This window comes from Shimazuella alba (assembly GCF_009831235.1).
Taxonomy (GTDB): Bacteria; Bacillota; Bacilli; order Thermoactinomycetales; family Thermoactinomycetaceae; genus Shimazuella; species Shimazuella alba.
Window position 1 is genome coordinate 370,637 of the sequence record NZ_WUUL01000002.1, and the last position, 19,175, is coordinate 389,811.

Below are 19,175 nucleotides of genomic sequence, written 5' to 3' on the forward strand. Positions count from 1 at the left end.
CTCCTTATATCTAGTCAATGGAAACAATGTTCCATGAACCATTTTTTTGTTCCAATGTCATATAGTAATCCAAGAGCATTTTGACATTATTTGAATCTTTAATCATGATAACAACTTTAACTTTTAATGGGTTTTCGCTGAGAGGTGTAATAGTTTGCACTTTTTCATAAGTAGCCCCTAACTCCTCTAGCCAGTTGGTAGTTGGAATTGCTTTTCTATCTACCATATAACGTGAAATAGCCTCTGAGTTGCCACCTAGCCAATCTTGGAAGAAACTATCCAATACTTTTTTAATTGCTTCTTCTTCGTTTGTAATATCAATACTTGGGATTTCATCTGGTTTGTCTGATCCTTGTGGTTCCGCTACTAGAGCAGGAAGTGAGGAAACTTGCCATGTGCTTCCCGATTTTACTACAGGTATAGAAAGAAACAATGTCTTATCTTCAGAAGTGAGCATTCTAGCAACGATTTTAGCCTTCCCAGCTTTTTGATCTGTCCAAGTAGCCTCCCAGACTTCCACTTCTTTTGCACTTACTCCTTTAAAATCTGAGGTATTTTGTGTATTTGAGTTAGGAGTTGTTGTGTTCGTTGCTGATTGATTTGGACCCACTGCGTTATCAATGCTCAAATCGCTGACACTGTTGATATAATCTAACATACTCACTGTCATTAAAGGCTCTAATCGGTTAATCCTGTCTTCGTCCTTTTGACCCGTGCCAACAGTATACCAATTTTCTAAAAATAATTTCGCAACACTTTTTGCCGTTACTGGCACTTCATTTGATGTAACCGTCTGTTTTGGAACTACAGGAGCATCTGCTCCTGTTACTTGTTTCACAACATCCAGTACATTACGTATTAAAAAGATTACCAGTACAATGTAGACTAAAATTCTACCAGTTGATTTTAACCGTTCAAGTAGTGTTGGGTTCAAGGTAATCTCCTCCCACCTTAACCAATATCCAATAATGAATCATAAGGTCTTTACAATATTTTATAACATCAAATAAGAGTTGACTATATGATTCAAAAAAAGAAGTAAGTTATATGGATTGATAATTGTGGAAATATAGGGTAATTGCCAAAACAACATATTATTTCTCTTTAATTAAGGATATTAAATTTTTAAGTAATTCACTTGAAACAAACTTTTCTCTACCCTTCACATGAAATCCACACTTATCCCAGATAACTCCCCATCCTATGACGATTGAATACCTCGAAACAAATGGTTAATTATGGCAAATTCCTTTTTATTTTGTGTAGTATCATTGTTTGTAGTATAAGGGAATTCATAAGTCTTTGTCTATCTAAAAGAAAAAACCAATGTTTAGATTTTTTAAATCAAAAATCAAAAAAGGAACTTTTAGATTAAGTTTGTCTAATTTGTTAAATTTATGAAATCGCTTACACAACCCATGCAATGTCTAATTGGTATTCTCCTAATATAACATCACCTTGTTCTAACTGGAATTGACATATGATTTTCCTCATTGGGTTAAATTGATAAAAATGGGTTAAAACCCGCATTTCAACTGTCCCCATAGGCATTTTCATGTTGCACAAGGTCGTATCATTTGGTTGGTATTCTTGTTGATAGGATATAGGTCCTCTGCGCGATATGATCATGTGATTTTTAAAAGCAAATATTTTTACATCAGATCGCTCTACACCATCTTCCTCTTGATAAGAAATCAAGGTATGATCTTCCAACTGCAACATATCAGCTTGTACTTGTTGTTCCACAACCTCGGCTTCTTCACTACCTGATGTGTGGATCGTTGATTTGATATACAAAGGAATTTGCATTCCCTTAACACCTCCTAGATATTTCGCTTCCTTTTATAGAAGAAAAATAGGGCTTGTCGGAAGCCCTATTTAATAAAACCTAGTAACATTTCACGGATAATCTTAGCAGCAGTAATAGGTGTTTTTTCAGTGGGATCATATGCTGGTGCAATTTCTACCAAATCAGCTCCCACGACTTCGACATCAGATTTTGCTATAGCATGAATAGAACTCAGTAATTCACGTGTCGTGATACCCCCAGGTTCTGGAGTACCTGTCCCTGGTGCATGCGCTGGATCTAATACATCAATATCAATAGTTATATAGACAGGTCTACCTGCGAGTGTTGGTAATACTTGTTGCAAAGGGTCCAAAACGTCGAATGGAAAGAAGTGGATACCAGCGGTTTTGGTATATGCTACTTCCTCTTTGGTCATAGAACGAATACCAAACTGATATACATTTTCTCCACCGATTAGTTGTGAGATTTTATATAGAGGTGTCGCATGAGAATATATCTCGCCTTCATAATCCGTCCGTAAGTCAGCATGACCATCAAAATGAAGGACAGCCAAATCAGGATATTTTTTTGCTACTTGTTCGACCACCGGCCAAGTAACAAGGTGCTCCCCACCCATACCGATCGGGACCTTCTCGAGAGCGAGGATTTGACTTACAAAATCACCAATCTGCTGAATACTCTTTTCCGGATTTCCAAATGCAAGCGGGATATCTCCAGCATCGTAGTACTTTATTTCTGTCAACTCACGTTCTAGATAATGGCTGTATTCTTCATGTACTAAAGAAGACTCTCGAATTCTAGCAGGACCAAAACGTGCCCCAGGACGGAAACTTACAGTCCAATCCATTGGCATTCCATATAAAACCGCTGCCGATTCCTCTAAGTTATTCGAGGCTCCAATAAAGACGTTTCCTGCATATGTTTCATCAAACCTCATGCACATTTACTCCTTATTTTCTGTCAGCTCTTGTACGAAAACAGGTAATTGGAAAAGCGCTTTATGCATTCCTGGATGATAGTATTTGGTATCTATTTGTTCCATTATTGCTTCCTCTACTTCTAATGGATCATACTGTTTGGAGCCTAAGGTGAAACTCCATAAACCACTTGGATAGGTAGGAATACTGGCAGTATATAAGCGTGTAATCGAAAAAGTACTGGAAATATCCGCGAATACTTGCCGGATAAGATCTTGATTAAACCAAGGAGATTCTGTTTGTGCAACCATGATCCCATCTGATTTTAATGCTTCATATACCTTTTGATAGAAAGGTTTTTGAAAAAGTCCAACGGCTGGACCAACAGGTTCGGTTGAATCAATCAACACTACATCATAAGTATCTGGATTTTCCTCAATATGACGAATACCATCTACTACTTGAATATCTACCTTGGGATCAGATAAACCAGCTGCAATAGCAGGAAAATATTCTTTTGAAGCCTCGATAACTCTCCCATCTATCTCTGCCAACACGACACGTTCTACAGATGGGTGCTTTAACACTTCGCGTACCACGCCGCCATCCCCACCACCAACAATCAATACTTGTTTTGGATTGGGATGTGTATGTAGAGCAACATGGGAAATCATCTCATGATAAACAAATTCATCTTTATCAGTGGTCATCACCATTCCATCTAATACAAGTAAATTTCCAAATTGATGCGTTTCCACGACATCCAGAGTTTGAAATGGCGTCACTTCCGAATGCAATGTACGTTTTATCTTCGTTGTAATTCCATGATTTTTTGTCTGTTTCTCTGTATACCAGAGTTCCATATCCATCATTCATTCTCCCTTCGAAACTAAGGCTTCCTATCCTTATCCTAACCAATATGGAAAAAACTTGCCATTTTTCGGATAGTTTGAGCTTACAGCTTCGCCTATATCATTCGTTAAAATTTTTTATACCCTTCTCACTACCAAAAGATGAATGAAAACCCTCTTTTTCCCACAAACTATGCTTGTTGTTTTATGAGAATGGTTTGTGAAAAGAGGCTAACAGCATGAAGAGTGATTCATACTCCATCGACAATTTGAGTTGGTGGAGACGTCTAAGGCAAATCAAATATTTGTTTCGTCTAATTCTCGTTTTTGGAGTATTTTGCTCTGCGTTTTTACTTGTGCTTGTCCTTTATCTGAAATCCAAACCACTGCCACCTCCAGATATAGGAGCTTCCAGTATGATTTATGATGATCAGGATAAGCTGATGGATCGGATAGATAATGGCGAATTACGAGAACCTGTCCATTTGAGTAAAATACCCACCGCCCTGATCCAAGCAACATTGGCAGTGGAAGACAAAAATTTTTATCATCACTTTGGCTTCTCTATCAAGGGAATCCTTCGTGCCTCATTGGCAAATCTAAAAGCAGGACGCGTTACACAAGGAGCAAGTACTATTACACAACAATTAGCAAGAAATCTCTACCTCACCCATGATCGCACATGGAGCAGAAAAATAAAAGAAGCATTACTCACCGTACAACTAGAACTGCATTACAGCAAAGCCGAAATACTGGAGATGTATCTAAATAAAATTTATTACGGCAATGGTGCTTATGGTATAAATAGAGCTGCTCAAGTGTACTTTCATCAACCTGTTGAAAAATTATCACTCGCCCAATGTGCTTTTTTAGTAGGAATACCTAGAGGGCCAGCATACTATTCTCCATATGAACATTTTCACCGGGCCAAAGAAAGACAACAAATTATTCTTCGTTTAATGGCTGAAAATCATATGATCACTAAGCAATCCGCAAAGCAAGCCATACAAGCCAAACTAGCAATCGTCAGCCCAACCAAACTAGAGAGCCAGAAAGGTAATTACTTCAGGGACTATGTTATTCGTACAGCAGTAAATCAATATGGATTAGATGAGAGTTGGGTGCGCAGTGGAGGCTTAAAGATATATACAACACTCAATCAAGAGATGCAGAAAGATGCAGAAAAAGCAGTAAGCACCTCTTTGAAAAATCATCCTGATCTACAAAGCTCTCTTTTATCCGTTGATCCAAAGACTGGTCATATCAAGGCAATGGTCGGCGGAAGAAAGTATCAATCCTCTCCCTACAATCGAGTATTCGCGCAACGACAACCGGGATCTTCCTTTAAACCAATCTTGTACTTGAGTGCCCTAGAGCATGGGTTTACGCCGATTACTAAGATAATGAGTCAACCAACTACGTTTACATATGGAAATAATGTATATCAACCAAAAAACTATCAACAAAACTATGCCAATCGCCCTATCACATTACGAGAAGCAATTGCCAAGTCTGATAATATATATGCAGTGACAACTCAATTCCAAATTGGAATGGATAAAGAATTAGAAATGGCAAAACGACTTGGAATCACAAGTGACTTATCAGCAACTCCATCTCTGGCACTAGGCAGTTATCCTGTCACACCATTTGAAATGACGGGTGCATATACTGCTTTTGCAGCAAACGGAAAGAGACAAGCCCTCTTTGGTATACGAAAAATTGTTACCTCAGATGGAGTAACCATCGTTTCCAATGAACCAAAGTCAACACCTGTCACCACACCAGCCAATGCTTTTTTGTTAACAAATTTATTATCAAGCGTTTTTCAATCTGGTGGTACAGGGCATCGTGTCAAGCAAATGTTTTCTGGGGCAATTGCAGGGAAAACGGGCACGACAAATCGAGATGGATGGTTAATAGGTTACAATCCAAACTTATTAACAACCGTATGGGTAGGATATGATAAAGGACGTGCTCTTCCACATGATGAAGCTAAACTATCACAGTACATATGGGGTAGATATATGCGTAACGTATCCTCTTATCATCCACTTGGAATGTTCAGTATACCCGCAGGAGTAAAAGCTGTTTATATTGATGAACAATCTGGTTATGTTGCGAATGAAAATTGTCCTCAAAAGACGATGGAGTATTTTGTTGATGGGACTGAACCTACTATTCCTTGTCCATCACAAAATCCAATCGATCAGCCATCACCCTCTCCATCCATTGTGAAACAAATAGCAAGATGGTTAGGCTTTTAGCAAAAAATATTGGGATATACAGAAATTTTTATCCATCAAAAAAGGCGGATGTCCACCCATTGGGTTGAAGGTCCGCCTCTTTTGTGTCCTAGTAAGGTTCCAAACATTGTAATCCTATCATATTCACATTAACTTACAATAGATTCTGTCAGTTGTTCATTATTTTGTCACTTTTAGAAATAGCTGATCTATCTTCTTGTGTTATTTACTCGCTTCTAATAATTGCTTTAGTTCGTCTGAACTATTTTCCCACATCGCTACATCATGTTTCATCAAGAAACTTTTTAGTTGTTCGCGTTCTTGTGGTTCCATATCATCAAGGCGAATCTTCCGTTTTAAAGCATCATCCATACGGTTTACATGGAGAGCGAGATTTTTCCAGCCGCGTCGTGTTTCTTTATTCACTACCATCGGACAAGCAGCTACACCAGCGTAATAAGGACCTTGTTCATTTCGATCTACCGCAATCCATACGACCCAGTATAAATCTCCCTCGACTTCATCTCGATTGGCAGTAAACTTTACACCGCGCTCCAGTGCGCTCTTTGCATGTATCAGACCAAGATCTATTTTGGCTTGCTCCTTGTTCACCCACAATGCAGAGAGATTACTTAGATTGAGTACACCTGTATGATACGCACCATGTGTAGTAGACTTACCTGTTACAATCTGAAATTGGGGTTTTTGTGTTTTTCCATCCATCTGACTTTCCTCCTAATGCCTTAGCTACTAATCTCTAGATTAGCCTCTAAATCGGTTTCCATACAAGAGGAATCTTCTAACACACGAGGAATATGAATATGGAAAGTAGTACCTCTGCCTGGCAAACTGGTCATATGAATCTGCCCACCATGATCCATAATGATCCGATGGCATATGGACAATCCCATTCCCGTTCCCTCATCTTTCGTTGTAAAAAATGGATCGAAGATTCGGTTCATATTCTCGGGTTTAATTCCTTCCCCACTGTCATGAATATGAATACAAATTCTATCCCGCATCTCTTTCCAACTGAGCTCCACTCTACCTTTTACGACAAGAGCATCCAATCCGTTTTGAATCAAATTAATCAAAACTTGTTTTAGTTGTTCGCTATCTGCTTCCATGTTTACAGGGGTTTTAGGGGGAACACAAGTAAGTTCATGTCCCATCAAAATAGCTTTTGGCTCCATGAGACTAAATACATCATTCATCAACTGATCCAATGTAAAAGTAGAATGCTTTGTTGGTCTTATTTCACTTAAATTGAGAAATTGTTTTAATAAGTCATTTATTCGATCGATCTCTGGAAGGATAATGGACTCCCATTTTCTCACTTCTTTTGATTCTTTTGCAGAGATTTGTACAAACCCTCTAATGGAAGTAAGTGGATTGCGTATTTCGTGGGCAAGACCTGCAGCTAACTGACCAACTGCGGATAGCTTTTCTAAATGGCGTCTTTTTTCCTCTTCGTTGTGTCGAACTCGTCTTTGCTCGATTGCAAGTCTTTCTTCTGCTCTGCGGATTAATTCATCTGAGTTTTTTGCATCTTCTGGGTAAGTAGCCGTACCAATACAATAACGGAGATATGGCAGCTGATTGCGAAGTTCTTCCATTACAATATCAATTGATTGTAAAACATTCCGTAAATCCTTATTATCTGCAAGCAACCCAATGGCAAATTGATCACCATCATAACGGGCTAAGTGAACATACGGAGGCAAATACTTCTTCAGCAAAGATCCTAAACGTATGAGTAATTGATCACCAAACTCAATACCTTCACGCATATTGACACGCTTAAAATCAGTAAGATCAATACTAATAACATGATAAGCTTCATGATTACAGCATTTTTCCAAGCCTCGATGAACCTGCTCTTGAAAACCACCTAAATTATAGAGTCCTGTCAAATAATCTCGGCGATAAGTCTCTTCAATCTCATCGTTATAGTCCCAAAGACGATGTTGTGCTTCTTTTAGTTTATTAACCAAATGAAGATTTTTGCCTCGAATCATTTTTAATTCAACAAAAGATTGGCGTACTCTACTACCAATCCAACTGACTAACACAAACGTAATAAACTTGGAAGCCATATCATAATTTTGGCTCGAGTACCAAGAAGTTGACATTTTCAGTCCCAAATAGACACCTGCAAACATTAATGTCATAATACTGATGCGTTCGCGGTCTGAGCGAACCAATACAATTCCAAATACGATCAGATAAATGGGGAAAATAGATAACTTCATAGACATCGTATCGATCAGTGCCACCATAAAGACTACACAAAACATATACGAGTATCTAGGCATTTTTGCTATTACTTGATTACTCATTAACAACAAAAAAGCTAATAAGATGATGGCCGAAGCTAAAATAAAACTATATAAAAGAGGATGGCTAATAAATAACGGATCAAAGATGTGATAGAGGTAACGAGTATAAAAACGTTGGCAATCTTCGCGCAAGTGCGATCCTCCTATTCTCTCTATACCATCTGCATTGTCAAACACATACAATTGGTGTATTTTTTACCCATAACTAGTCTTTCAACTTGTTTCCACTTTTTCTTCTAAGAATCCTCCTATTAATGGTTTTTTCGACAAAACCTATCAAAATTCGATATATTACAAAATTATAACAAAAAAATGAATAGTTCATTGCTGTTTCCACACTCTATAGAAGGATAATTTGTAAACAATTGCTGTTATCTTTTTAGGACAAAAAAAATACTTTTCCTCAAAATGGGAAAAGCACGTAAGCTGTACATATTTCCTTAACCCATGTAATTTACTAGATGTGTGAAACCTTTTTCATCACGAACCTCTTTTTTTTCGGCTTCTGGTTGGTTCGCTACTTTCTCCCACATTGGGTACGCTTCTTCTACTGCAATTTGATCTCTTTTTAGCAATGTCAATTTTTGTGCGTCATCACCAAATGCATACATTGCTTGCGGTTCATTTACATATGCTGCTTGTCCGACATGACGAGGAACAAATAGTTGTTGATCTTGTAACAATGTGTGAACCACTGTTTCCTTCAGAATATTTTTGATTTCCTCACTACGGTAACCGCTTTCTAGATTTTTAATCCATTGATAAACAGGACCATCGTCAGGTGTAAACGTAACATTCCGTTGTGTAGGTACATAATCACTTTTTGTTTGAATTTGCTCTTTTAGCATGCGTGGATCACAAATGGATTGTAATGGAAAATAGTTATTACGAAGGTACGATTGAATACAATATTTTACCAACATTGGAAATTGACCTTTTGGAAGGATTTCGTACCAATAACGAACGAGACGATCCTTTTTCCCTAGATATACCCCAACTGTAATAGATGACATTTGCAAACACCCTTTATCCAAAATTTTGTTCTTAATCTAATTTAACAAACTTAAATGCTAAACAATTAAATTTGTTAAATTACTTTGAATTAATAATTATGGTAGCAGTATCCAATAGTCTCCGTCAACAGAATACTTTGTCGAATAAGCTCGTATATGCTCGGAAACGAAAAAAACATGCTATTCGCATGTTAATTTTCTGTTACAACAGCAAAGATTAGGGATTTTAACACCCATAAATGGTAATTTTCAACCAATTATACAATCATCCTTCGGTTTTTTCTTATTTTGTAATACATTTGCAAATTATTTAGTTTACGGAACATTCCATACGTAGGTCTAGTGTTCACTTCAAAAATCCAAATTTTGCCGTTATTATCCATCCCTGCATCTATCCCTAATTCCCTCAATCCCTTAAACTTTTTGGACAGAACATTTGCTACTCGGTATGCCAGCTTCTTCAGCTCTTTCATCTTCTGAGGAGTTTCAGATAGTCCACAAACTTGGCGTACTGCATCACTGGCTTTATAAGGTTGACCGCCTTTACAATAGTTGGTCACTATTTTTCCTGGTGCTGCTATTTTAGCTGCGATGCCAGTTAACTCCCATTCCTTTGTTGTTCGTTGTAGCATCAAACGTATATCGAAAGGGCGATCTTTCACTTTCGCAAGTGGTATTCCTTGTTGAATAAGGTATAGTTTGTCTGGGTTCAAAGAAGATTGAAGAAGTTTATTTAACTCGTTTATTGGTATGATTTTATGATGTTTTAAGCTTTTACACTCTACAAGTCCACCTGTCAGGTTTTGTATACGTATAATTCCTACTCCACCGCCACCCTTATCTGGTTTAATAAAAACCGTCCCATATGTTTTTAGCATAGTATGCAAAACATCTTCTCGATACCAAACCGTCTTAGGAATGTATGGTTTTATCTGTGTATCACGTTTTAAAATGATGGTTTTTAACCCTTTGCTGGCGATTTGTTGGAATCTTTTCGTTTTCGTGATCATACACTCTCCTCCTCTAAAGAACATACTATTCGTGAAATACATAGGTAGCTAGCCCATTTTCATTAAGGTATAGGGACAAACATTTCTCATATCACATAAGTTGTTTTCTGCCTTCCAACTATGCGAAAATAGCTTTATCTGTGGAAACGGGAGTTGGGTATTTTGAATGCAAAGATTTTAGTAGTCGAAGATGAGAAACCGATCGCGGATATCATAAAATTCAACCTTGAAAAAGAGGGGTATCAAGTAGAGTGTGTTCATGATGGGGATGAAGCTATTCAGTCTGCTCTAGCAAATCCTCCTGATTTAATGCTACTTGATTTGATGCTCCCAGGTTCAGACGGCATCGAAGTATGCCGTAGAGTTAGACAAGTGTCTGAGCTTCCTATTATTATGCTCACTGCAAAAGATTCGGAAGTTGATAAAGTAATCGGGCTCGAAATGGGAGCAGATGATTATGTAACCAAACCATTTAGCAACCGAGAGCTACTTGCCCGCGTCAAAGCAAACTTGAGGAGAAGCAAGCAATCAAATGAGAAAACAGTTGCACAAGCTCCAGAAAAACATATTTTGTCTATTGGTGAATTAGCAATTGATGGTGCTAGTTTTGTTGTCAAAAAACGTGATAAAACCATTGATCTTACACATCGTGAATTTGAGTTACTCCTCTATTTGTCTAAACATCTAAATCAAGTGTTAACAAGAGAGCATTTGCTACAATCCGTTTGGGGTTATGATTATTTTGGAGATGTCCGTACAGTGGATGTGACCATTCGTAGATTGCGAGAGAAGATTGAGGATGATCCTGGAGCACCAGCTTACATCATAACAAGACGTGGAATCGGTTATACGATGCGAAATCCACAGTCGGAGCATTAGAAAAGCATGCCTCAGGTATTTAAAAACCTACAATGGAAACTAGTTGTCATTTTCTCTTTACTCATCCTTATATCTGTGCAATTAATCGGGGTTACATTTATTAATTTCCTACAGAATTTTTATACCGATGATTTTATTGCAAGCTTGCGATCACAGGCAAATTTACTATCTTCTCCAATGGCTCAAGCATTAGAAGAAAATAAATCGGAAAATGAAACAAAAAAGAATTTAGACAATCTTTTAAAACAATTGCTCTATCTCAATACCAAAAATGGAACGACTACTACGGTCGAGATAGAGATATTAGATGAATTGGGATATGTTTTAAGTTCCAGCACAGAAAAATCAAAAAATGTAGGAAAGAAAAATCTACGAGCACAAAATGCAACGGGGAAATTAGATTCGACTTTTATCCGTCGTGATCGTGCAACTGGAAAAGATTATCAAATATATGTGAAACAGTTGGAAAATGCAAATCATCAACGTGTAGGTACGATATATATAGAAGCTTCCCTTGATCCAATCTATACAAAAATACGTGAGATCGGAAAGCTTCTTATTAAATCTTCATCCGTAACATTGGTTGCAACTGCTATCTTAATCATCCTTTTATCACGAACCATCACTTCGCCGTTAAAAGAAATTACGAAACAAGCAACAGCGATGGCCGCAGGCGACTTTAATCAGCAGGTAGCAGTAAAAAGCGATGATGAAATTGGGAGGTTAGCCCGTTCATTCAACTATTTAGCCGCTCATTTAAGACGTGCTCTCTCTCAAAATGAAGAAGAACGAGAGAAACTCGAAACTGTCCTCGCTAATATGAGCGATGGAGTTCTTGCTACTGATCACAAAGGCAATATTATTGTGAAAAACAAATGGGTTGAAAAAATGCTTGGCTATAATATCTCCCTTGGTGATCGGTTAAAAGATGTATTGCCAATGGAAGAAAATGTTACTTTTCCTTTTGAACATGTGCACGAAGAATATATCGAGCTTCATCCCAATAACCCAAATGCATTTATGATGATCAAAGCTACTTTTACTCCCATTAAACGAGGTGAAAAAGAACTAGTTGGTTTAATTGCAGTACTAAGCGATGTCACAGAAGAAGAAAAACTTGATCGACAACGAAAAGATTTTGTTGCAAATGTGTCCCATGAATTGCGCACACCACTAACAACCATCAAAAGTTACTTAGAAGCACTTAAAGATGGGGCCATCAACGAACCTGACATCGCAACACATTTTTTAAATGTAGCGGACACAGAGGCAGAGCGCATGGCTCGCTTAATCAGTGATCTGCTGCAATTATCTCGACTAGATGCGAGAGAATCTTATTTTGAAAAACAACCTATTTCATTAGAACATTTACTAAAACCCGTTTATGAGCGTTTCTCTATGACCTGTAAACAAAAGGAAATAGTGTTAACACTTTCGATAGAAGAGGACCTGCCTATTGTTGTGGTAGATAGAGATAAATTAGATCAAGTTCTTGATAATGTAATATCCAATGCTGTGAAATATACACCTGAAGCTGGCTCTATCAAGATAAAAGCAGAGCAACATGGTGAAAAGCATGTACAAGTCTCCATCGAAGACACAGGGCTTGGAATTCCCAAACAAGACTTAGGTCGCTTATTTGAGAGATTTTATCGGGTAGATAAAGCGAGATCTAGAACCCTTGGAGGAACTGGATTGGGTCTCTCTATTGCCCAGGAAATAATCCACTCTCACGGTGGCGATATTTGGATTGATAGCGAATATACAAAGGGGACAACTGTCTTCTTTACTCTACCTGTAAGGAGTGAGGCTAGTGGAATGGATTAATCGACTAAAAACCATTAGTCTAGCTATACTAGTCATTTCTAGTGTCGTCTTAACTGCTGTCTTGTGGTACAGTACACCTTCCTATGATGAGCAAAATGTCGATTATATTCCACCCGCTTATGTAGCGAAGGATAATTATGTACCTAAAAATCTGCATCAACTAACTGCACCACCATATCTTATATCACATACAAATGGACAACACCAATTGATCACCCAGCAACAAAGCCCTCTGTTCTCACTACTAATTCGGGATGTATATGGTATAAAAATGGATGACTTTGAGTTGAAAACTCCTACTACAGATGATTGGAACCTATTATTTTTACAATCCGATGGGTTAGAGCTATCTTATCTGCAAGATATGCCAGTGGATCAACTGGATGTTTTCTTTTACCATTACCTAAAAAATGAGTCTCTCTTTCAAAACCTATCTTCCATCAGTAGGGTTTGGATCTTCGAACATCCAACAAGTAAAAAAACAACGATATGGTTTATTTCGGATCAAGATGGCAAAGTAATTCAAGCGAATGCAAGTTTCATAGGAAGCGATTGGTTAACAAATCTTGATACACTAAAACGAACACCGAACCTGATAAAAGTAGAAGCTGTTCCAACCAATAATAAAAATCCTTGGGATAAAATGAATCAAAACGTACCTTTTTCCCGTATTTTATATATGCCTACCCAAGGAATTCCTATCAACCAGCCTACTTACAAAAAACAAACAATCAGTATTGATAGTATGAAGGAATGGCTGTTAGAAGCCGACGAAATTGAACCAATCGACTTGTCAAAAAATGAATCAGTTTTTATGAATAACAACCAAATCTTAACCTTTTACAAACAACAATCATATATGGTATATGTAGACAACGCAAAAACAGATGCAACTGTTGCTGATCCTGTTAGTAAGGAAATTGATACAATCAATACAAAATTCATGTTGAAACACCATGGCTGGACTGGGAATTTTGTACTTGAAAAAATGGAAAAGCAGGACAACTCCCACCTGTATACTTTCCGTTTGATCAATCAGGCATTACCTGTATATTGGGAAGGTGATAACACAAAAAGTCAACATCTCGATACGATTCAACTTCAAGCAGGGGCAAGTATCAATGCTGTTTCTAAATACATCCGATCGTTAAATTATTTATCAGAAAAACCAACGAAACAAACGACTGTTACCTTACCAGGAAAAGACGATATTCTGTTAGAATTAGTGAAGAAAAAGATTCCCCTTTCATCTATTAAACGTATCTATCCGATTTATCAAGCATCCAATTCTGGACGTGGAGCCGTGCTTTTGACTCCTAGTTGGCAAGTAGAAAAAACCAATGGAGAAACGATTCAGATAGGAGGAGGGTCTTAATGGATTGGCAGCGAGCCCAAACTTATCTGATTACAGCTTTTGTATTGGTTAATATTTTTCTGTTGTACCAAATTCAGCAGACAATGGAGCAGAAAAATGCTTCTTTGGATTATGATAAAATCAGCAATACGCAAATCAAAAGTTTGTTAGAAGATAATCAGATTGATCTGGATGTTCCAAGACCAAAAGATGTAGATGAACTAAAGATTTGGCAAGGAACACCGTCCACAATCGAAGGTTGGCAAAAACTAGAGCATGGTTATTCGAAAAGATTTTCAACAGGACTAGCTGTTCATAGTGCTGAGCAATTAAAAAAATTATTGGCGAAAGAAGTGCCTTATTTCTCTGAGTATCAACTTCTGTCTAAACCTGCCAAGTTGACAGGAAAATGGGTTTTTGTACAGCATATCGATCAGCGACCTCTCTATGACGGAAGAGTGGAAATCGAAGTCTCAAACAACCAAATCAAATCTCTTTATATGACGCATTACGACTTACAAGAAACATCCAATGTCGTGGCAGTCACAGATTTCAATACAGCTCTATACAACCTGATCAATTCAACAGCTAGCAACAAAACACAACACATACAAAAGATACAATTGGGGTATCAATCACAATTCTATAATAATCAGACATATCTCTTTATACCTGTATGGCGTTTTCAATTGGACAAAAAAGAGTATGATGTGCATGCCGTTAGTTTTGGTACTGTCAAAAGTGTTGAGGCTGTGAATTGAATTTACCTTATCTCTTACATTCATTTACTTTTTAAAAAAAATGGAAATCATAGATAGGAGTACTTATTGTGAAGTTTAGCGTGTTAGCAAGTGGTAGCTCAGGCAATGCTCTTTACATAGAAACTGAAAATACACGTTTGCTCGTCGATGCTGGACTTAGCGGAAAGCAGCTAAATGGAAGATTGTCTCAAATTGGAGTAAATCCAGAGAGTCTCGATGCTATTCTCGTCTCCCATGAGCATATCGATCATGTAAAGGGGCTTGGTGTGATGGCACGGAGATACCAGCTACCGATCTATCTAAACGAAGCTACCTACCAGCATCTCCCCTCAAGTGTTGGAGATATTCCATCTTCTTTGCTTCAATTCTTAGAGACTGGAGCTTCCTTTTCTATTGAAGATGTTGGTATTGATTCTATTGCTATTTCTCATGATGCAGCTGACCCTATTGGATTCCGTTTTTTTGAAAAAGATGAATCACTCGCTATTGTTACCGATCTTGGATATGTGAATGAGAAAATTATTCGTTCATTAGATGGTATTGACAGTTTGGTATGGGAAAGCAATCATGATGTCAACATGTTACGTATGGGGACATATCCTTGGAATGTAAAACGTAGAATATTAGGCGATACCGGCCATTTGTCAAATGAAGATTCAGCCGCTGCCCTTTTGGAAATCGTACGTGGTGTTGGAGAACAAATCTATCTTGCGCACTTGAGTCAAGACAATAATTTACTTGAATTAGCACACCTCACTGTAAAAAATGTATTAGAGGAATCAGGATTAGCGATCGGAACAGAAATCAAACTTCGAGAGACATACCCTGACCGAGCTACTCCCTTGCAGGAAGTAAAAGTACAAGCAGTGATGACAAGTGCTTAAATTGCATATTATATCATGTAGTTTCAAATACTTTGTAGGTAGATGATCTCACCAGGGGGAATTCCGTATGGGTTATTATAGCCATAACGATAACTATTACAATAATAGACGACCTAGCCGTCGCTCCTTTGTTTTTCTTTGTATTGTTTCTGCCGTTATCGGTGGACTCATTACCCTTCTATTTGTTCCATTGTTAAATAGATTGGGCTATTTTCAACAAAATAATGAGGAACAGCAGCAAGCATCCCAACAATTCTCCAATAGCAAGACAACGAGTGTAAAAGTAAACTCGCAGATCACCGAGGCTGTAAACAAGGTTCGCTCCGCTGTCGTTGGAGTCGAAAATATCGGAAGTTCAGATGACCCTTTTAGCAATGAAAATGTGAAACAGGGAACAGGTTCCGGGATTATTTTCCAAAAAAACAACGACAAAGCACTCGTTGTAACCAATTATCATGTTATTGAAGGTAATAAAAAGGTACAAGTCGTCATCCCATTGAGCAATGATAAATCCAAGACTGTCCAAGCAAAGGTATTAGGCTATGATCGAATCACTGATTTAGCAGTGTTAGAAATTGCATCAGCTGGAGTAACAGAAGTAGCTCAATTTGGAAACTCGGATTCGCTGCAAGCAGGTGAACCAGCAATCGCCATTGGTAACCCACTTGGTCCGCAGTTCTCTCAGTCTGTTACAGTAGGGGTTATCAGTTCTCCAAAACGTACGATAGATGTTACAGAAACCAATGCGACAGATGTTATTCAGACAGATGCGGCGATTAATCCAGGTAATAGCGGTGGAGCATTGGTCAATGTTGCCGGTCAAGTAATTGGGATCAATAGCCTGAAAATTGCTGAAAGCGGAGTAGAAGGGCTTGGTTTTGCCATCCCAGTTAACGATGCGCAACCTATTATCGAGCAATTGATCAACCAAGGACATGTTCCAAGACCATATTTAGGAGTACAGCTTTATGATCTCCAAGAAATGCTGCCATCTGCTTGGAACGAATTAAAATTACCTACTTCTGTACAAAATGGTGTTTTGATTAAAACAGTAGATGCCAATACACCTGCCGCTCAAGCTGGTGTCAAATCACGAGATGTCATCGTTGCGATGAATGGTCAGTCTGTTGCTAATAGCTCTGAACTAAGAAAATACTTGTACAAACAGAAGATCGGCAGTAAAGTTACACTTACCCTATATCGAGAAGGTAAGAAAACGACCGCAACAGTTACACTCGCTGAAGGTCCTCAATCTTAACTGGACGATTTCCGAAAAAAGTTTTAAGATAAATGCTTCGCATTCGATGCGAAGCATTTTTACTATAGGAGGAAAAAGAATGTACGCTTGTGAGGAACACATCGATTTCGTTATGGAAGATTTTATTGATCAATATAATGCAGCACCGACCCTAGAGCTCATCAAAGCAACAGAGGACAAACCATGTGTATGGTGCAAACAACATGCTGTCTACTCCCTTACTCTTGAGGAAGAGATGGAGGAGACCCCTGTTGCAGATTAATATTCTAACTGTAGGGAATCTAAAAGAGAAGTATCTTCGTGACGCTTGTGCAGAATACCTAAAAAGATTACAAGCATATGCCAAATTCACCGTGACAGAAGTAGAAGAAGAAAAAAAAGGCACTGCCATTATTCGCAAACAAAAAGAAGGAGAACGCATCCTGAAAAAATTGGCGAGTGATACCTATGTAATTGTCCTGGCTATCGAGGGTAAGGATTTCTCTTCTGATCAATTTGCAGCAAAAATTAATCAATTAGGGACATATGGAAATAGCCACCTAACCTTTGTTATTGGTGGTTCCGATGGCTTATCTCCTGAAGTCATCCAAAAAGCAGACCTAAAACTCTCTTTTTCCAAAATGACCTTTCCGCATCAATTGATGCGCGTCTTTTTATTGGAGCAGATTTATCGGGGATTTAAAATTATCCGTGGGGAAAATTATCATAAATGATTAAAATTAATTTAAACCCGTTTTTGTTTTAGCATATGTGATAATTTTCTCTTGCTTTGTATTTTTCGCAAACTCCATTGCTTCTTGATGACGTCCTTGATTTACAAAAGCACGAATAACTACTTTTCCCCGTCGTAAATCAATCGGTACTTGTTGATACAATTGTAAAACAGTTTTGTACTTTCTTGTATATGCTGCTTGTTCAAATTGTATGGTGACAGAGTTGCTCTTGATCGACAAAAGCTTTTTTAATTGATCCTTTTCTACTAAGTATTGAACAACGCTGTCTGCATAGGTAGGATCTAAATCCAATGCTTTTTGAATCTGACCAGCATTGACATATGTATACAAAACAACGTTCTTATTTTCTGGAGATAGGGCAGAAAAATTTAATTGCTTCAACATTTTTACTGCTTCTTCATACTTTCCCATAGCAGCAAGCCGGATACCATTTTGCAGCAAATCAGCTTGTTGTTGCTGTTTAGAAACAGGGTCTGCATGGTTGATTTTTTGATCAGGCAACAAATACGGAGTGAGTAATGCCAGTACCCCAAGAGAAATGGCAATCCACTTTGGACGGAAGCCTATTTTCTTTCTGCTGTTTCCTTTGGGGGCAAGCAGAGGGGTTGATACATCTCGTTTCGGTTTAGGCAAAGAAAAGCTCCACTGCTTTTTAGATTGCTTCTGTTCTACGATTGGCGTGTGACTAGTAAAATCGATATGTTCTAGTTCTGACCATGTAGTTGCCCGAGATAACTTTTTACCAATATGGGAATACGCTGGATGAATTTTTGTCCATACCTCTTTTCCCATTCGTTTTATTTCACCAAATGAAACGTTATCTGTCAGCAAATAAAAAATTAACTGTTTCACTGATTCCAATATCACATCAGGTTTTCGTTCTGGAAATAATCCGTGAACCCCTCGAAACAAAACTTTCACATCACTGCTTGGACCAATCATGATATTTATCGGCTGATAAAACGTATAGATATGAGGTTGTCTTTCAAAATATTGCCCGAGAAATAATAAATCCAAAATAATATCGGAAACTGTACTCGATAAGCGAAATTTCTCTAATGGCATATAGCCGGGATCAATTTCAAAAAAGATCCGAAATACTCCTTCTTGCATATCACTTTCAAACGTAAAAGGCACAGCGCAATCCACTGTTGGCACAGCTTCACTATATTCTTCATAGCTGTGTATGCTTACTTTTGATACTGGTAACTCATAGCGTACTTGGTTACCGTCTAAGACAAATGTTCCATCTTCACACTGTATTCGTTTCATGCATGACCTCCTCTGGTCTG

General features: G+C 38.0%; 18 protein-coding genes. 9 read left to right on the forward strand and 9 right to left on the reverse strand.

Annotated features, from left to right (window positions below; genetic code table 11):
* Positions 1-10 precede the first annotated feature (10 nt).
* From GSM42_RS04640 to speE, 4 genes are all read right to left on the reverse strand, one after another.
* Entirely contained in the window at positions 11-934 is a 924-nt protein-coding gene (locus GSM42_RS04640; RefSeq protein ID WP_160800364.1) for a conjugal transfer protein, read from the reverse strand.
* Positions 935-1,407: 473 nt separating this feature from the next.
* Positions 1,408-1,809 (reverse strand): DUF1934 family protein, encoded by a 402-nt coding sequence (locus GSM42_RS04645; RefSeq protein WP_160800365.1) that lies wholly within the window; start codon positions 1,807-1,809, stop codon positions 1,408-1,410.
* A gap of 65 nt (positions 1,810-1,874) precedes the next feature.
* Positions 1,875-2,747 (reverse strand): agmatinase, encoded by an 873-nt coding sequence (gene speB / locus GSM42_RS04650; RefSeq protein WP_160800366.1) that lies wholly within the window; start codon positions 2,745-2,747, stop codon positions 1,875-1,877.
* A gap of 6 nt (positions 2,748-2,753) precedes the next feature.
* Positions 2,754-3,590, reverse strand: coding sequence for a polyamine aminopropyltransferase (gene speE, locus GSM42_RS04655; RefSeq protein ID WP_160800471.1), 837 nt, complete (start codon positions 3,588-3,590; stop codon positions 2,754-2,756).
* 227 nt (positions 3,591-3,817) lie between these two features.
* Between speE and GSM42_RS04660 the strand changes: the two genes are divergently transcribed.
* Positions 3,818-5,845 (forward strand): transglycosylase domain-containing protein, encoded by a 2,028-nt coding sequence (locus GSM42_RS04660; RefSeq protein ID WP_160800367.1) that lies wholly within the window; start codon positions 3,818-3,820, stop codon positions 5,843-5,845.
* Positions 5,846-6,046: 201 nt separating this feature from the next.
* On the opposite strand, the gene GSM42_RS04665 is transcribed toward GSM42_RS04660, so the two are convergent.
* From GSM42_RS04665 to GSM42_RS04680, 4 genes are all read right to left on the reverse strand, one after another.
* Positions 6,047-6,547, reverse strand: a complete 501-nt coding sequence (locus GSM42_RS04665) for a YwhD family protein (protein ID WP_160800368.1) — start codon at positions 6,545-6,547, stop codon at positions 6,047-6,049.
* A 20-nt stretch (positions 6,548-6,567) separates the two neighbouring features.
* A complete protein-coding gene (locus tag GSM42_RS04670; protein WP_160800369.1) occupies positions 6,568-8,295 on the reverse strand; it encodes an ATP-binding protein in 1,728 nt (575 codons plus the stop codon).
* A 308-nt stretch (positions 8,296-8,603) separates the two neighbouring features.
* Positions 8,604-9,176 (reverse strand): hypothetical protein, encoded by a 573-nt coding sequence (locus GSM42_RS04675; protein ID WP_160800370.1) that lies wholly within the window; start codon positions 9,174-9,176, stop codon positions 8,604-8,606.
* 257 nt (positions 9,177-9,433) lie between these two features.
* Positions 9,434-10,186, reverse strand: coding sequence for a YheC/YheD family protein (locus GSM42_RS04680; protein WP_160800371.1), 753 nt, complete (start codon positions 10,184-10,186; stop codon positions 9,434-9,436).
* A 159-nt stretch (positions 10,187-10,345) separates the two neighbouring features.
* Between GSM42_RS04680 and yycF the strand changes: the two genes are divergently transcribed.
* From yycF to rlmH, 8 genes are all read left to right on the forward strand, one after another.
* Positions 10,346-11,065, forward strand: coding sequence for a response regulator YycF (gene yycF / locus GSM42_RS04685; protein WP_338055247.1), 720 nt, complete (start codon positions 10,346-10,348; stop codon positions 11,063-11,065).
* Between the two features lie 6 nt (positions 11,066-11,071).
* Entirely contained in the window at positions 11,072-12,892 is a 1,821-nt protein-coding gene (locus tag GSM42_RS04690; protein ID WP_160800373.1) for an ATP-binding protein, read from the forward strand.
* The gene (gene yycH / locus GSM42_RS04695; protein ID WP_160800374.1) at positions 12,879-14,267 is read left to right on the forward strand and encodes a two-component system activity regulator YycH; all 1,389 of its coding nucleotides are present in this window, start codon (positions 12,879-12,881) and stop codon (positions 14,265-14,267) included. Before GSM42_RS04690 ends, yycH begins: the two co-directional genes overlap by 14 nt.
* Positions 14,267-15,007, forward strand: coding sequence for a two-component system regulatory protein YycI (gene yycI, locus GSM42_RS04700; protein WP_160800375.1), 741 nt, complete (start codon positions 14,267-14,269; stop codon positions 15,005-15,007). Before yycH ends, yycI begins: the two co-directional genes overlap by 1 nt.
* Before the next feature lie 68 nt (positions 15,008-15,075).
* Positions 15,076-15,891, forward strand: a complete 816-nt coding sequence (locus tag GSM42_RS04705; RefSeq protein WP_160800376.1) for an MBL fold metallo-hydrolase — start codon at positions 15,076-15,078, stop codon at positions 15,889-15,891.
* Positions 15,892-15,958: 67 nt separating this feature from the next.
* The gene (locus GSM42_RS04710; protein ID WP_160800377.1) at positions 15,959-17,149 is read left to right on the forward strand and encodes a S1C family serine protease; all 1,191 of its coding nucleotides are present in this window, start codon (positions 15,959-15,961) and stop codon (positions 17,147-17,149) included.
* A 79-nt stretch (positions 17,150-17,228) separates the two neighbouring features.
* A complete protein-coding gene (locus tag GSM42_RS04715) occupies positions 17,229-17,411 on the forward strand; it encodes a CxxH/CxxC protein (RefSeq protein ID WP_160800378.1) in 183 nt (60 codons plus the stop codon).
* Positions 17,401-17,862, forward strand: coding sequence for a 23S rRNA (pseudouridine(1915)-N(3))-methyltransferase RlmH (rlmH, locus tag GSM42_RS04720; RefSeq protein WP_160800379.1), 462 nt, complete (start codon positions 17,401-17,403; stop codon positions 17,860-17,862). The genes GSM42_RS04715 and rlmH overlap by 11 nt, the downstream gene beginning before the upstream one ends.
* 6 nt (positions 17,863-17,868) lie before the next feature.
* Here the strand turns inward: rlmH and GSM42_RS04725 are convergent, their stop codons facing one another.
* The gene (locus GSM42_RS04725; RefSeq protein ID WP_160800380.1) at positions 17,869-19,155 is read right to left on the reverse strand and encodes a hypothetical protein; all 1,287 of its coding nucleotides are present in this window, start codon (positions 19,153-19,155) and stop codon (positions 17,869-17,871) included.
* Positions 19,156-19,175 lie beyond the last annotated feature (20 nt).

What these genes read in the sequence shown, in the direction of transcription:
- GSM42_RS04710 (WP_160800377.1), top strand. Translation starts at nt 15,959, where the DNA reads ATGGGTTATTATAGCCATAACGATAACTATTACAATAATAGACGACCT.
- speB (WP_160800366.1), bottom strand. Translation starts at nt 2,747, where the DNA reads ATGAGGTTTGATGAAACATATGCAGGAAACGTCTTTATTGGAGCCTCG.
- speE (WP_160800471.1), bottom strand. Translation starts at nt 3,590, where the DNA reads ATGGAACTCTGGTATACAGAGAAACAGACAAAAAATCATGGAATTACA.
- GSM42_RS04725 (WP_160800380.1), bottom strand. Translation starts at nt 19,155, where the DNA reads ATGAAACGAATACAGTGTGAAGATGGAACATTTGTCTTAGACGGTAAC.
- GSM42_RS04715 (WP_160800378.1), top strand. Translation starts at nt 17,229, where the DNA reads ATGTACGCTTGTGAGGAACACATCGATTTCGTTATGGAAGATTTTATT.
- GSM42_RS04690 (WP_160800373.1), top strand. Translation starts at nt 11,072, where the DNA reads ATGCCTCAGGTATTTAAAAACCTACAATGGAAACTAGTTGTCATTTTC.
- GSM42_RS04665 (WP_160800368.1), bottom strand. Translation starts at nt 6,547, where the DNA reads ATGGATGGAAAAACACAAAAACCCCAATTTCAGATTGTAACAGGTAAG.
- yycI (WP_160800375.1), top strand. Translation starts at nt 14,267, where the DNA reads ATGGATTGGCAGCGAGCCCAAACTTATCTGATTACAGCTTTTGTATTG.
- GSM42_RS04660 (WP_160800367.1), top strand. Translation starts at nt 3,818, where the DNA reads ATGAAGAGTGATTCATACTCCATCGACAATTTGAGTTGGTGGAGACGT.
- GSM42_RS04680 (WP_160800371.1), bottom strand. Translation starts at nt 10,186, where the DNA reads ATGATCACGAAAACGAAAAGATTCCAACAAATCGCCAGCAAAGGGTTA.
- GSM42_RS04645 (WP_160800365.1), bottom strand. Translation starts at nt 1,809, where the DNA reads ATGCAAATTCCTTTGTATATCAAATCAACGATCCACACATCAGGTAGT.
- GSM42_RS04675 (WP_160800370.1), bottom strand. Translation starts at nt 9,176, where the DNA reads ATGTCATCTATTACAGTTGGGGTATATCTAGGGAAAAAGGATCGTCTC.